Raw genomic sequence first — 13,956 nt, forward strand, 5'->3', positions numbered from 1 at the left:
GTCCGACACCCCGTCAGAGCGCCAGCGCATCGACAAATGGCTGTGGCATGCGCGGCTGGTGAAGGCGCGCACCAGCGCCGCGGCGCTGGTGTCGTCGGGGCATGTCCGGGTCAATGGTGTGCGCGAGACCTCGCCGGGCCATGGGGTGAAGACCGGTGATGTGCTGACCATCGCGCTCGATCGCAGCGTGCGCGTGCTCAAGGTGACCGGCTTTGCCGCGCGTCGCGGCGACGCCGCGTCCGTGCGCGGGCTCTACGACGACCTCGAAGGTCGCGGCCGAAGTTGATTGGTTGCGCCGGCGCAATTCCAATTCAGTTCTTCGCCCCGCTTCACTTGCGGCACACCACGTCCTGCGCTAGTCCAAGCCAGCCGATTTGTCGATCCGTTCCGGAGCCCTGGATGACTTACGTCGTCACCGAAAACTGTATCAAATGCAAATACACCGATTGCGTTGAGGTCTGCCCGGTAGACTGCTTCTACGAGGGCGACAACATGCTGGTGATCCATCCGGACGAATGCATCGATTGCGGCGTGTGCGAGCCGGAATGCCCGGCCGACGCGATCAAGCCGGATACCGAGCCGGGGCTGGAGAAATGGCTGGGCGTGAACGCCGAATATGCCAAGTCCTGGCCCAATATCACGCAGAAGAAGGACCCGCCGGCCGATGCCAAGGAGCACGACGGCGAGGACGGAAAATTCGAGAAATATTTTTCATCGAAGCCGGGCGCCGGAGACTGACGGGTCACCTCTGCGCTGGCGCGAGAGCGGCGCCGGCAATTCTGCCGCTGGCCGTGGCTGATTGGAATCGCCACGCGGAAACAATGGCCTAGAACGAGATTGCGGCGAGCGGGAACCGCCGCATGAGTTGTTCTATTCCGGCACGCTTCACTTAACCCTAACTTCGTGGACCCGTCACAATACCGCCCCTGCGGCCTCTAAATCATTGATTTTTGCGGTAAATGTGCTATATATAGCACATTCTCAGAGCCGAACCCGGCCATGCGTACCTTTTTTTGGCCGCCCTTTTAGGTTCCCGCAACATCAAACAGGGGCGTGGCAGTTCCGCGCGCAGGCTGTGTCACAGAAAACGCGTAAAAAGAGTGCTTCCAAGAGTACAAAAAAAGCCGCCGCGGCCAGCCGCAGCGTTTCCAAGGGCCGTGCCCGGGCTCCTGTAAAGGAGATTCGGGCTGCCGCGAAGGCCTCGGCTGCCAAGTCCACCAAGAACAAAAGAAGCGCAATGCCTGAAAAGACTGCCAAGACTGCCGCGAAAGCATCCGCCGCGAAGACCACTCTTGCAAAGGACTCTGTTGCCAAGGCTGCGCCCGCCAAGGCCGCCGCTGCGCCCAAGGCTGCCACCAAGACCGCCATTCCTGCGGCTGCTGCCCCTGTTGCCAAGCCCGCCGTCGCCGCCAAGCCGGCTGCTCCCGTCGCGGCCGCGCCGCGCGTCGAGGAGAAGAAGCTGCCGACCCAGCGCCAGGGCTTCAAGACCAACGAATTCGTCGTCTATCCGGCTCACGGCGTCGGCCAGATCCTGGCCATCGAGGAGCAGGAGATCGCGGGTGCGAAGCTCGAGCTGTTCGTCATCAACTTCATCAAGGACAAGATGACGCTGCGCGTGCCGACCGCCAAGGTCGCCAATGTCGGCATGCGCAAGCTGTCCGACCCGGCGCTGGTCAAGAAGGCGCTGGAGACCCTGAAGGGCCGCGCCCGCGTCAAGCGCACGATGTGGTCGCGCCGCGCCCAGGAGTACGAAGCGAAGATCAATTCGGGCGACATCGTCGCCATCGCCGAGGTCGTGCGCGACCTGTATCGCTCGGAGTCGCAGCCGGAGCAGTCCTACAGCGAACGCCAGCTCTATGAAGCGGCGCTCGACCGGCTGTCGCGCGAGATCGCGGTCGTGCAGCACTCGACCGAGACCGAGGCCGTCAAGGAGATCGAGACGCAGCTCGCCAAGAGCCCGCGCCGCGGCGCCAAGACCGAAGCCGATGCGGTCGCCGAGGGCGATGCGGAAGGCGAGGGTGATGACATCGACGGCGACGACACCGCCGTGGCCGACGAGGCCGCCTGATCGACCGTTCAAGCGTTTTCGAATTAGTTGCTTACGAAAGCCCGGCCGCAAGGTCGGGCTTTTTGTTTGCCTGGCTCAAAGGGGACGCTGTCGAGACCGGCAAGTCCCCGGCACGGCACCCGCACGCAGCTCACGCAACAGCTTCGACTTTGGCCTGTGCCGCCTTGATGTCTTGCACCGGCGGACGGCCGAACAGGCGACGATATTCGCGCGTGAACTGCGGCACGCTTTCGTAACCCACGGCGAACGCCGCACTGCTCGCGCTGATGCCTTCGGCCAACATCAGCCGGCGCGCCTCGATCAGCCGAAGCTGCTTGTGGAATTGCAGCGGCGACAGGGAGGTGTGTCTGCGGAAGTGCTGGTGGAAGGCGGACAGGCTCATACCCGCGACAGCCGCGAGCCGCTCGACCGGCAGGGTGTGGGTGAACTCGGCGCGCAACAGGGCTACCGCACGGGCGATGCGCTGGGCGTGGCTGTCGGGGCCGCCGAGCCGGCGGATCGCCGCGCCGTGCCGGCCGGCGAGCAGCCAATAATGCATCTCGCGCAAGAGTTGAGCCTGCAGCACCTGCAATCCGGCAGGACGATCGAGCAAGCGCATCAGGCGTAGCGCCGCGTCCGTCACTTCCGCGTCGGTCGGCTCGACCCGGACGGCAAGACCGTCCGTCGCCGTCGTGCCGTCCATCTGCAGGATCAGCTCCGCGATCAGCGCCGAATCGAGCTCCAGCACCAGCGACAGATAGGGCGCCGCGCGGCTCGCGCGCGTGATCTGGCTGACGGTCGGCACGTCGGCGGTGATGATCAGCGAATCACCTGCGGAAAACGTCAGTCCCTGCAGCCCCATCGTGACCTGCTTGCTGCCCTGCACAACCTGGCACACCAGCGGCCGCGAGATGGCGTAGACGAGCTCGCTCGGTGCGGTCGCGCGCACCGTCGTGAGTCCGGGGATCGGGGTCCTGGCAATCCCGGCTGTATCGGCGTGGACAGCGGCATAGCGGCTGACGGCATTGAGCAGGCTGGTCATGTCCGCAACTTAGCCCGCTCTCGCTCTCCACACACCCCGATTTGGAGGATCAGGCAAGGAACGGCGCGGTTCCGGCAACTCCGCCGGTGGTCGGTGTCCAATATCCGACCAGTCAAACCCGACCGGAGAAAAATCATGACCAGGATCGCACTCGTGACCGGCGCCAGCCGCGGGCTCGGCCGTAGCGCGGCACGTCATATTGCCCAACGCGGCAGTGACCTCATCCTCACCTATCAGAACCGGGCCGAGGACGCGGCGGCCGTCGTCGAAGAGATCGAGGCGATGGGCCGCAAGGCGCTGGCCTTCCAGCTCGACACCGGTGATGTCGCCACCTTTGCGCCGTTTGCGGAGACGCTGCGCGGAGCGCTGCGCCGGACTTGGCAGCGCGACACGTTCGACCACCTCGTTAACAACGCCGGCCATGGCGACCATGCGTTGATCGCCGACACAACGGAGGCGCAGTTCGACCGACTGGTCGATGTTCACTTCAAGGGCGTCTATTTCCTGACCCAGGCGCTGCTGCCGCTACTCGCCGATGGCGGCCGCATCGTCAATCTGTCGTCCGGCCTGACGCGGGTCTCGTTTCCAGGTTATGCGGCCTATGCGGCCGCGAAAGGTGCAGTGGAGGTTCTCTCCCTCTATCTGGCGAAGGAGCTGGGCAGCCGCGGCATCGCGGTGAACACCGTGGCGCCAGGGGCGATCGAAACCGACTTCGGCGGCGGTGCGGTGCGCGACAATCCCGAGATCAACAGGGTGTTCGCCAGCATGACTGCGCTCGGCCGCGTCGGCGTGCCCGACGATATCGGCCCGATGATCGCGAGCCTGCTGTCCGAGGACAACCGCTGGATCAATGCGCAGCGAATCGAAGTCTCCGGCGGCCAGGCGATCTGATCGAGCCCGCAAGCAGGAGATTGCCGTGAGCGCCATGACTGGACAGTTGAGAACGATCGATCGTCTGTACGTGTTCGATGCCGGCAAGGCGATCGCGCCGGATCGGTCCGTCTACACGCCGGGCAAATGGCAGGGCGAGCCGGTGACGCTGAGCTGCCATGCCTATCTGCTGCAGCGACGGGGCGAATGGATCCTGTGGGACACCGGGATCGACCAGAGGCTGGCCGATGCGCCGGAAGGCCGGATCATCGCCCACGGCATCAGAGGCCTCGTCGCTAAGCCTCTCACTGCTCAGCTTGCCGAAATCGGCCTCGCGCCGGCCGATGTCGCGATGGTGCTGCTGTCCCATGCCCATTTCGATCACATCGGCAATGCCAGGCTGTTCCGCGATGCGCGCTGGTACATCCAGCGGCGGGAGCACGCGGCGATGTTCGGCAAGGACTTCAGCACCTTCGGCTACGCGCCATTGCTCTACGATTGCCTCCGGCAAGCCCGCCTCGAATTGATGGACGGGGATGTCGATCTGTTCGGTGACGGTTCGGTGCGCGTCATCTCAACGCCTGGCCATACGCCGGGCCACTGCTCGCTGCTGGTGCGGCTCGCCGGCTCCGGGGCGGTCCTGCTATCGGGCGACGCCGCGCATGACCGCTACAACATGGCGCATCGCTGCGTGCCTACGATGAATGCAAGCGCCGAGGCGACCCTGACATCAATGGAGCGGATCGCCGCCATCGTCGATGCAGAGCGCGCGCAGCTGTGGCTCAACCATGATACGGCGCAGTCGGCGGGGCTTGCGCACGCGCCGGCGTATTTCGACTAGGGGGCGTTCACTCGTCCGTCCGCCCCTCGACCGATCAGCCGAGCTGCTCGAGCGAGCGGCAGCCCTGAGGGTTTGCTCAGGGGGAAATCGCGCTCACTCCACCACGATCTTGACGCGGTCGCGGACCTTGACCTGGGCGCGGGCGTCGAGGCCGTTCAGCACGCGGAAGCGCTCGACCGGGCGGTCGACGCCGGTCATGCGGTGCGCCAGCGATTCGACCGTGTCGCCGGGCTGCACGGTGATCACCTTGATGCGCAGCGGCCGCGCCGACTGGATCTCCTCCAGGCTGAGCCGGCGGAACGAGTTCACCGTCTCCCGCGCATTGCGCTCGCTCTCGGTGGTCTTCTGCCGCGAGGCGAAGATGAAGCGGTAGACGTCGCTGCCGACGCGCAGCGCATAGACCTTGAACTGCCAGGGATCGCCGCTCGCCGTCGTGGAGGCCGCCGGGAAGCCGTTGATCGTCAGCTCCTCGGTCGCCGACTTGTCGACGTTCTCCATCCAGCCGGAGTTCAGATAGTCGCCGAGCGTCTGCTGCGCCGGCACGCGCACGACGTCGAAGCGCATCGCCTGGGCGCCGCCCTCGCGTACGCCGATCACCGCCTGCGCGGTGTTGTCGAGCGTGAAGTTCTCCGGCGCCTGGAAGGTGAAGCCGAGCTTCGGATGCAGGAAGCGCCGGCCGCGCACGAAGCCCTCGCTCGGGTCCTCGCCATAGACGATGTTGTCGACTGCAGCCAAGTAGGTCTCGCGGTCATGCTCCCTGGCCTCGGGGGAGACGTATTGCTTGGCGATGGCGGCGGCGTTCTGCACCCGCTCCGGCGTCGCCGGATGCGACGACAGGAAGTCCTGCGCGCGCGGGTCGATCGCGACCTTGCCGGCCTTCAACTCTGCGTTGCGCTCCATCGAGGTCAGGAAGCGCGCCGCGCCGTAGGGATCGAACTTGGCCTTGGCGGAGATGCCGACGCCGATGCCGTCGGCCTCGAACTCCTGGGTGCGCGAGAAGCTCGCCATCGTCAGCTTGGTCTTGGCGAGCGCCAGCGCCGTCAGGTCCGGATCGTTGCCCATGTCGGAGACGACGCGGGTCACGACCGCAGCCTGCCGCGCCTGGTCCTCGCGGATCGCAGCATGGCGCGCCAGCACATGCGCCATCTCGTGGCTGAGCACCGAGGACAATTCGGAGGTGTCGTTGGCGAGCGCAATCAGCCCGCGCGTCACGTAGAGCTGGCCGGTCGGCAGCGCAAAGGCGTTGACCGCACCGGAGTTCAGGATCGTGACCTTGTAGCCCTGGTCGGGGCGATCGGACACGGCCACCAGCCGGTCGACGATCTTGGAGATCAGGCCCTCGAGCTGGGGATCCTCATAGGCACCGCCATAGGTTGCAAGAATGCGCTCGTGCTCGCGATCGCTTGCCGGCGTCGTCTGCACCATCGCCGGCTTCGGCCGCGGCGTCGGCAACGGCGCCGTCGCCTGCTGCAACTTGCCCATGTCGCTGCAACCGGCCAGCGCCAGCCCCAGGCACAGCAGCGCCGGTGCGATCCGCGAACCGCAGTTCATCACCGTCATGCGCTTTCGAACAGACAGGTTCACGTCGCTACTCATGTACCTCAGCGGTCAATTCCCGCTTAAAATCTCGATCTGGGTGGTCTGCGTCAGTTCCAGTCTCGGACCCGCATGCGCTTCAATCCAACCGCGCACGCGAACCTGCCGATTCGCAAGTGATTTGACGTCGATGCCGGCGCCTTCCAATACCGCCATCATACGCTTTGGAATAATCACCGCGAAGCCCCGTGTCCAGTTACGAGCGAAGTTCAGATAAGTTGTTGTCCCCGTCTGTCGTACGGACAACACCTTCCCTTCGACAACCGTAAATAGCCCTACGCGAGACAAAATATCGTCTGGACTTTCCGTGTTTTTTATGACGGTCCCAATCTTCCAGAGACCGCGCCCGGCGCTGCGTGCCTCGGCTTCCGCCGCGCCCAGGCTGAGGGCGCAATCCCGGTCGGGCAGGTCGATCCCGCGCAGCACGGCGCCCTGCCGCAGCAGCTCGCTTTGCACCGGCTGGTCCGCGCCGGCCACGAAGACGAAGGCGCGCTGCCGGCCGTAGCGGTCGGGGGTATCGTCCTCACCGCGGAGCGCGACGTCGCGGTCGCGCAGCAGCGCGCCCAGCGCATCCACCGACGTCGCGCGATGCTCCTCCGGCGGCACCTCGATGCCGGCGAGCCTGACCTCGCGACCGTCATCGAGACGGAAGCCGCGTGCATCGATGATCTCGCTGACGTGGCCTTCGCCGAGCTCCGCGAACATGCACGGTGTGGCGTGACTCGCCGACGTCATTGCGATGACCGCCACGCTCGCACCGAGCGCAACCAGCCTTCGTCCGCTCTGCATTCCGCGCACTCTCGCCATGCTGCATCATCGCACGAAATTTCCATTCCACTGAGCGGAAAGCGGCGACCGGCGACGCTTTGCCGAGCGTGCTGAGCGCTTGCCGCATGCGAATACGTGCGCCATGATGCGAACTATCAAAGAGGCCGTCGCCATGTAGCGACGTGCCCGGCAGGGAGGATATCGATGAGCAGAACCATCCGCGGCGCGGCGGCGTCGTTGTTCATGCTGGCGTCGGCGCTGACGTTGTCCGGAGGCGTGGCGCATGCGCAGAGCAAGCCGCCGCTGAAGATCGGCGGCATTCTCGACATGTCGAGCCTCTACGCCGACATCACCGGTCCGGGCAGCGAGACCGCGGCGAAGATGGCGGTGGAGGATTTCGGCGGCGAGGTGCTCGGCCGCAAGATCGAGGTGATCGCGGCCGACCATCTCAACAAGGCCGATCTCGCCGCCAACATCGCCCGCGACATGCTCGACAACCAGGGCGTCGAGATGATCTGGGATGTCGCCGCCTCCGCCACCGCGCTGGCCGCCGGCGAGATCGCCAAGGCGCGCAACAAGATCATCATCTTCAACGGTCCCGGCTCTGTCAGGCTCTCCAACGAGGCCTGCGGCCCCTACACCGTGCACTACGTGTTCGACACCTTCGCGCAGGCCAACGTCACCGGCCTGGCGGCGGTGAAGTCCGGCCTCGACAGCTGGTTCTTCCTGACCGCCGACTACGCGTTCGGCCAGGATCTGGAAAAGGACACCACCGCCGTGGTGGTGAAGTCGGGCGGCAAGGTGCTCGGCAGCGTGCGTCATCCGCTCAACACCTCGGACTTCTCCTCCTTCCTGCTGCAGGCGCAGGCCTCGAAGGCCAAGGTGATCGGGCTTGCCAATGCCGGCGGCGACACCATCAACGCGATCAAGCAGGCCGCGGAGTTCGGCCTCACCAAGGGCGGGCAGAAGCTGTCGCCGCTGCTCGCCTTCGTCTCCGACATCGACAGCGTCGGGCTGGAGACGGCGCAGGGGCTGCTGGTCGCGGAAGCGTTCTACTGGGATCTCAACGACGACACCCGCGCCTTCACCAAGCGCTTCATGGAGCGCACCAAGCGCGTGCCGACCTCGGCCCAGGCCGGCGTCTACTCCTCGGTGACGCACTATCTGAAGGCGGTGAAGGCTGCGGGTACGACCGACGCGGACGCCGTGATGAAGCTGATGAAGGCGACGCCGATCAACGACATGTTCGCCAAGGGCGGCCGCATCCGCGAGGACGGCCGCATGGTGCATGACATGTATCTGTTCGAGGTCAAGAAGCCGTCGGAGTCGAAGGCCAAGTCCGACGACTACAAGCTGCTCGCGACCGTGTCGGGCAACGAGGCGTTCCAGCCGCTGGAAGCGTCGCGCTGCCCGCTGGTGAAGAAGTAACGGCCGAACGGCCGTCATTCCGGGGCGCGCGTGAGCGCGAACCCGGAATCTCGATGTGAGACAATCAGCTCTGGATTCCGGGTTCGACGCTCGCGCGTCGCCCCGGAATGACGAGACCATCACGAGCAACAGCGGAGCGGCTACCATGACCACCAACACCACCGTCTTGCAGCATCTCGAGTCCGGCCTGCTCACGATCACGATGAACCGGCCGGAGCGGCGCAACGCGCTGAACAGCGACCTGACCAAGGGCCTGGTCGAGGCGGCGCATCGCGCGGCCGATGATCCGGAGGTGCGCGCCGTGCTGCTCAAGGGCGCCGGCGGCACGTTCTGCGTCGGCGGCGACGTCAAGGCGATGGCCGAAGCCAAGACCGCGCCCTCGTTCGAGACCAAGGTGACGACCCTGCGCGAGCGCATGGAGGTGTCGCGGCTGCTGCACCAGATGCAGAAGCCGGTGGTGGCGCAGATCGACGGCGCCGCCGCCGGCGCCGGCCTGTCGATCGCGCTGGCCTGCGATCTGCGGGTGGCCGGCGAGTCGGCCAAGATCACGACGGCCTTCGCCAAGGTCGGGCTGTCGGGCGATTTCGGCGGCACCTACTTCCTCACGCAACTGCTCGGCAGCGCCAAGGCGCGGGAACTGTATCTGACCTCGCCGGTCCTGACGGCGCAGGAGGCGCTCGCCCTGGGCATGGTCACCAAGGTCGTGCCCGACGCCGAGGTCGAAGCCGCCACGCGCGCGCTGGCGATGTCGCTGGCGCAGGGGCCGAGCGTGACGCTCGGCTACATCAAGCGCAACATCAACAATGCCGAGACGATGACGCTCGAGGCCTGCTTCGACGCCGAGGCGATGCATCACTCGCGCTGCAGCGACACCGAGGACCACAGGGAGGCGGCGAAAGCCTTCGTCGAGAAGCGCGCGCCGCTGTTCCAGGGGCGGTAGCGTCGCTCGCAATGACGCTGCTGAAGCCGCTGGCCTGTGTGAACAGGTAAAGCCTCGAGGAGGACCGCATGCCTTACCTCCACCTGCGCCAGATCTGTCTCGTCGCACGCAGCCTCGAGCCGGTCGTCTCGGACATCGCTGCGATCATGGGCCTGGAGATCTGCTATCGCGACCCGCATGTCGGCAAATATGGGCTGGAGAACGCGCTGCTGCCGGTCGGGCCGATCCTGCTCGAGGTGATCGCGCCGACCCGCGAGGACACCGCGGCCGGACGCTTCCTCGACAAGACCGGCGGCCGCGGCGGCTACATGGCGATCTTCGCCTGCGATGATCCCGATGGCCGCGCGTCCCGAGCCAATGCGATGGGCGTGCGCACCGCCAACGTGATCGATCATCCGCCCTATCACGGCGTGCAACTACATCCCCGCGACTGCCGCGCCGCCTTCATCGAGCTCAATCACACCGCGGGCAGCGACGATGTGCTCGGCGCCTATCCGCCCGCTGGGCCGGATTGGACGCGCGCGATTCGCAGCGACGTGACGACGGCGATGACCGAGGTGGTGCTGCAGAGCCCCGAGCCGGCCGCGCTCGCCGGGCATTGGGGGCGCATTCTCGATGTGGTGCCGTCTGCCCGAGATGGTGTTCAGCAGTTGAAATTGCCGAACGCCGGTATTCGTGTCGAACCCGGCGAGCGCGAGCTCATGAACGGCCTGACGTTCCGCGTCGCCGATGCTGCGCGTGTGGCCGACGCTGCGCGCGCCCGTGGCTATGCAGTTTCAGGCGGCTGTTTCACAATTGGCGGCGTTGCCTTCGCGTTGCAGGGGGCGGTCGCCAACTAGTCGATCGGCATGGCCGGGACGAGCCCGGCCATGCCGACGTTCGAAGCTCGCGGTTCGTCACCGCCCCTTGAAGTTCGCGAAGCGCCGCTCCTCGGTGGCCTTGACGCCTTCCTTGAAATCCTCGGTCGCGCGCAGCCGGGTCTGTTCGGCGAGCTCGTGCTCGGTTGCGGCCATCACACGGTCGGCGAGATTGGCGCGCATCGTCGCGCGGGTCGACAGCAGGCCGAGCGGCGAGCATTCGGCGATCTCGGCGGCGAGCTTCATCGCGGCCGTCCGCACCTGGTCCTGCGGCACGCATTCATTGGCGAGGCCGATTCTGAGCGCCTCCTCGCCGGTGACGCGGCGGCTGGTGTAGAACATCAGCTCCGCGTTGTTCTTGCCGACCAGCTCCGGCAGCGTCACCGTCAGCCCGAAGCCGGGATGGAAGCCGAGCTTGGTGAAATTGGCCGAGAAACGCGCCTCCGGACAGGTGACGCGGAAGTCGGCCGAGACGGCGAGGCCGAGCCCGCCGCCGATGGCGGCGCCGTGCACCGCGGCGACCACCGGCTTCTTGCAGCGGAAGATCCGCACCGCCTGCATGTAGAGATGGTTGATCGCCCCGAGGCTGTCGGCCGGATCGCCTTTGGCGCCGGCCGCTTCCTGCGCCTGGCGCGCCGGATCGGTGAAGTTGGCGCCGGCGCAGAACGCCTTGCCTTGCGCCGCCAGCACCGAGGCGCGGATCTCGATGTCGCGGTCGAAGCCTTCCAGCGCATCGGCGATCTGGTTGATCAGTGAAATGTCGAAGAAGTTGAGCGGCGGCCGGCGAATCTCGATCAGGCCGACATGGCCGTGGATCTCGACGCCGATGTCAGGGAAGTGGGTCATGGTGGGGTCTCCTGATTAATTACCTAATGCAGCGGTACGGCCGGTGCACCCTCTCCCCTTGTGGGAGAGGGTGGATCGCCGACGCGAAAGCGACGGCGAGCCGGGTGAGGGGTTCTCTCGGCAGTTGGCCGTGCGGATGGAGACCCCTCACCCGCCTCCGATGCTTCGCATCTCCGGCACCCTCTCCCACAAGGGGAGAGGGTGCACCGAGCAAGCCGAATTGGCTCCTACAATCACCGCAACCCCAGCCCGCGCGCGATGATGCCGCGTAGCACCTCGGTGGTGCCGCCCTGGATGGTCAGCTTCGGCGCGGTCTGCATCGCGAAGGTCAGCTGGCTCTCCAAGGTCTCGCGATTTCCTGCGTTGTCCTCGACGAACGCGGCGAGGTCGCGGACGCGGTGCGGCAGCTGCTGCTCCCAGACCGTGCCGACGTCCTTGACGATCGAGGCCTCGACCACCGGCTCCTTGCCGGCCTGCAGCATGCCGGCGACCGACACCGACATCCGCCGCATCGTGTGCAGCTGCGCCACCAGGCGACCGATGCCCTCCGCGCTGCGCGTGTCGGGGTTGGGACCGACCGCGCGCACCAGCTCGGTCAGCACATAGTAGGTTTCGAGGAAACGCTCGGGCCCCGAGCGCTCATAGGCGAGCTCGGAGGTGGCCTGCTTCCAGGCGCCGTCGATCTCGCCGAGCTGATGATCGTCCGGCACGAAGGCGTCGGTGAAGACGACCTCGTTGAACTCCTTCTGCCCGGTGATCTGCCCAATCGGGTTCACCTTGATTCCCGGTGATTTCATGTTCACCAGGAACTGCGTCAGGCCATGACGACGGTTCTCCTTGGTGGCCGGCGACGTGCGGAAGATCGCGATCATGTAGTCGGCCATGTGCGCCGACGTGGTCCAGATCTTCGAGCCGTTGATCAGCCAGCCGCCGTCCGTCCTGGTCGCGCGCGTCTTGGCGGCGAACAGGTCGGAGCCCGAGTTCGGCTCGCTCATGCCGATCGCGAAGCACAGCTCGCCGCGGCAGATGCGCGGCAGGATGTCCATCTTGATATGCTCGGGCGCGTAGCGCAGCAGGATCGGCCCGCTCTGCCGGTCGGCGACGAAGAAGCGCCTGACAGGCGCGTTGGCAACCCGCATCTCCTCGGTCACGACGTAGCGCTCCAGGAACGAGCGCTCGTGGCCGCCATATTGCTTCGGCCAGGTCATGCCGATCCAGCCGCGCGCGCCGACGCGGGCCGCAAACTCACGTGCGTCGGCATCCTCTCGCTTGGGCTGGTACGGGTTGAAGGTGCCGGCCGCGATCTCATCAGCGAGGAAGGCGCGCACCTCCTTGCGCAGCTCCTCGCATTCCCTCGGCAGGCGGATCGGATCGAAACGAAGTGCGGTCATGCGGCAATCCTCTTCGTCGTCAGCGCGAGGCGACCAGCGGCCACAGCTCATCGGCGCCGTGTGCGGCGACGCGCTTACCGAGCTCGACGGCCCAATGGCTCTCGGAGCCGAAATCGTCGCGCCAGCCCAGCGCGCGCAAGGAGAAGCGATGCAGGATGTGCTCGGTGGTGAAGCCGATGGCGCCGTGCACCTGATGCGCGATCGCCGCGCCCTTCTCGGCGGCCTCGGCGCAGCGGATCTTGGCCGCGGCGGCTTCGAGAAACACCGCGTCGTCGAACGCGGCGGCCCGCGCGATCGCATCCGCGGCCGATGTCGCGGCCGCGCTCGCGGCGGCGCTCTCACCGGCCAGCCGTGCGAGATTGTGCTGCACCGCCTGGAATTTGCCGATCGGCTTCTCGAAGGCGACGCGCTCACCCGCATAGTTGACGCTGATCGCGAGCAGCCGATCCAGCGCGCCGGCGATCTGCAGTCCGCGGGCAACGCCGCCCATCAGCATCAATGTCGTGGCGTCGAAGCCGGCCGGCGCCGGCCGGCATGCCAGCGGCGTGATCTTGTCGAACGTCACCGTGTCGCTGGGATCGTTGGCGAGGTTGAGGCCCGCGTCGATGCGCAGCCGCGCGGTCTCGACCAGCGCGATCGACACGCCGTCGCCGCCTTGCGCGAGCACGGCAACATGCTGCGCGGCTCTGGCGAACGGCACGCCGCGGGCATGGCCGGACAAGGTGCCGTCAGCGTCGAGCGTGATCCGGTCTCTCGGATGAGCCGGCGCGATCGTCATGGCGCCGTCGGGCGAGGCAATGCCGCCTTGTTGCAGCAGCCAGCCTGCGAGCAGCGTCTCGGCCAGCGGCACCGCAATCGCAAAACGGCCGGCGGCATTGATGATCTCGAAGCCGTCGGCGAGGTCAGTGCCGGCGCCGCCGAACTCCTCGCCCACCCAGGCGAGCGTCAGGCCGGCCTCGCTCAGCGCCTGCCACAGCGGCGCCGTCCAGCGGCCGTCCTTGTCGTGGTTGATCGTCTGCGGGTCGGCGAGATCGGCGAAGATCTTCTCCGCGGTCGCAACGACGATGTTCTCAGCTTCCGCCACAGCGCTCCTCGCCCTCGTTATCGTCGGTCTCGGCGCGCCATGTCCTGCGCGCGCCGGCGATGTCTTGCCGGCATGATGGGCGCAAGCGATGGCCCTGACAAGCGTAGCGCGCTGCAGGGCCCCGTCCGCTCGCCGCATGGAGGCGAGCGATTTCCGCGCTGCGGAGATTTTGCCGATTTTGCAGATGCAGCGATGTTGGCTAAGAAGAAGCAAGGTAACAGGCAAAGGCAAACAGGGAGGTGCGGA

General features: G+C 66.3%; 14 protein-coding genes. 8 read left to right on the forward strand and 6 right to left on the reverse strand.

The annotated features are described in order from the left end of the window. Positions 1–28 precede the first annotated feature (28 nt). The 3 genes from QX128_RS28715 (at position 29) to QX128_RS28725 (ending at position 2,068) form a co-directional block, all read left to right on the forward strand. Positions 29–286 carry an RNA-binding S4 domain-containing protein gene (locus tag QX128_RS28715; protein WP_315800916.1) on the forward strand — a complete coding sequence of 86 codons (258 nt, stop codon included), beginning with the start codon at positions 29–31 and terminating at the stop codon, positions 284–286. 113 nt (positions 287–399) lie between these two features. After that, a complete protein-coding gene (gene fdxA / locus QX128_RS28720) occupies positions 400–738 on the forward strand; it encodes a ferredoxin FdxA (protein WP_035660174.1) in 339 nt (112 codons plus the stop codon). Between the two features lie 499 nt (positions 739–1,237). Continuing rightward, a complete protein-coding gene (locus tag QX128_RS28725; protein ID WP_315800572.1) occupies positions 1,238–2,068 on the forward strand; it encodes a CarD family transcriptional regulator in 831 nt (276 codons plus the stop codon). Between the two features lie 130 nt (positions 2,069–2,198). Here the strand turns inward: QX128_RS28725 and QX128_RS28730 are convergent, their stop codons facing one another. Continuing rightward, the gene (locus tag QX128_RS28730; RefSeq protein ID WP_316216826.1) at positions 2,199–3,089 is read right to left on the reverse strand and encodes an AraC family transcriptional regulator; all 891 of its coding nucleotides are present in this window, start codon (positions 3,087–3,089) and stop codon (positions 2,199–2,201) included. A gap of 135 nt (positions 3,090–3,224) precedes the next feature. Between QX128_RS28730 and QX128_RS28735 the strand changes: the two genes are divergently transcribed. Together QX128_RS28735 and QX128_RS28740 are read left to right on the forward strand one after the other, a co-directional pair. Next, a complete protein-coding gene (locus tag QX128_RS28735; protein WP_316239190.1) occupies positions 3,225–3,980 on the forward strand; it encodes an SDR family NAD(P)-dependent oxidoreductase in 756 nt (251 codons plus the stop codon). Positions 3,981–4,014: 34 nt separating this feature from the next. Beyond that, complete coding sequence (locus QX128_RS28740) at positions 4,015–4,800, forward strand: N-acyl homoserine lactonase family protein (protein ID WP_316216882.1); 786 nt, start codon at positions 4,015–4,017, stop codon at positions 4,798–4,800. Between the two features lie 93 nt (positions 4,801–4,893). On the opposite strand, the gene QX128_RS28745 is transcribed toward QX128_RS28740, so the two are convergent. Continuing rightward, the gene (locus QX128_RS28745; protein ID WP_315800914.1) at positions 4,894–6,360 is read right to left on the reverse strand and encodes a M48 family metalloprotease; all 1,467 of its coding nucleotides are present in this window, start codon (positions 6,358–6,360) and stop codon (positions 4,894–4,896) included. Positions 6,361–6,408: 48 nt separating this feature from the next. Further along, on the reverse strand, positions 6,409–7,185 hold the full coding sequence (locus QX128_RS28750) for a thermonuclease family protein (protein ID WP_410053191.1): 777 nt from the start codon (positions 7,183–7,185) through the stop codon (positions 6,409–6,411). A 222-nt stretch (positions 7,186–7,407) separates the two neighbouring features. On the opposite strand from QX128_RS28750, the gene QX128_RS28755 reads away from it, so the two are divergent. From QX128_RS28755 to QX128_RS28765, 3 genes are all read left to right on the forward strand, one after another. Then, the gene (locus QX128_RS28755) at positions 7,408–8,592 is read left to right on the forward strand and encodes an ABC transporter substrate-binding protein (protein WP_316239205.1); all 1,185 of its coding nucleotides are present in this window, start codon (positions 7,408–7,410) and stop codon (positions 8,590–8,592) included. Positions 8,593–8,737: 145 nt separating this feature from the next. After that, the gene (locus QX128_RS28760; protein ID WP_316239191.1) at positions 8,738–9,532 is read left to right on the forward strand and encodes an enoyl-CoA hydratase; all 795 of its coding nucleotides are present in this window, start codon (positions 8,738–8,740) and stop codon (positions 9,530–9,532) included. 68 nt (positions 9,533–9,600) lie between these two features. Beyond that, entirely contained in the window at positions 9,601–10,371 is a 771-nt protein-coding gene (locus QX128_RS28765) for a hypothetical protein (RefSeq protein WP_316216822.1), read from the forward strand. Positions 10,372–10,428: 57 nt separating this feature from the next. Here the strand turns inward: QX128_RS28765 and QX128_RS28770 are convergent, their stop codons facing one another. From QX128_RS28770 to QX128_RS28780, 3 genes are all read right to left on the reverse strand, one after another. After that, a complete protein-coding gene (locus QX128_RS28770) occupies positions 10,429–11,235 on the reverse strand; it encodes an enoyl-CoA hydratase/isomerase family protein (RefSeq protein WP_316216820.1) in 807 nt (268 codons plus the stop codon). Positions 11,236–11,468: 233 nt separating this feature from the next. After that, positions 11,469–12,626, reverse strand: coding sequence for an acyl-CoA dehydrogenase family protein (locus tag QX128_RS28775; protein WP_316216819.1), 1,158 nt, complete (start codon positions 12,624–12,626; stop codon positions 11,469–11,471). A gap of 19 nt (positions 12,627–12,645) precedes the next feature. Continuing rightward, positions 12,646–13,710: an acyl-CoA dehydrogenase family protein gene (locus tag QX128_RS28780; protein WP_316239192.1), complete on the reverse strand. Its 1,065-nt coding sequence runs from the start codon at positions 13,708–13,710 to the stop codon at positions 12,646–12,648. Positions 13,711–13,956 lie beyond the last annotated feature (246 nt).

Origin of the sequence: Bradyrhizobium sp. SZCCHNR1015 (assembly GCF_032489875.1) — a bacterium.
Taxonomy (GTDB): Bacteria; Pseudomonadota; Alphaproteobacteria; order Rhizobiales; family Xanthobacteraceae; genus Bradyrhizobium.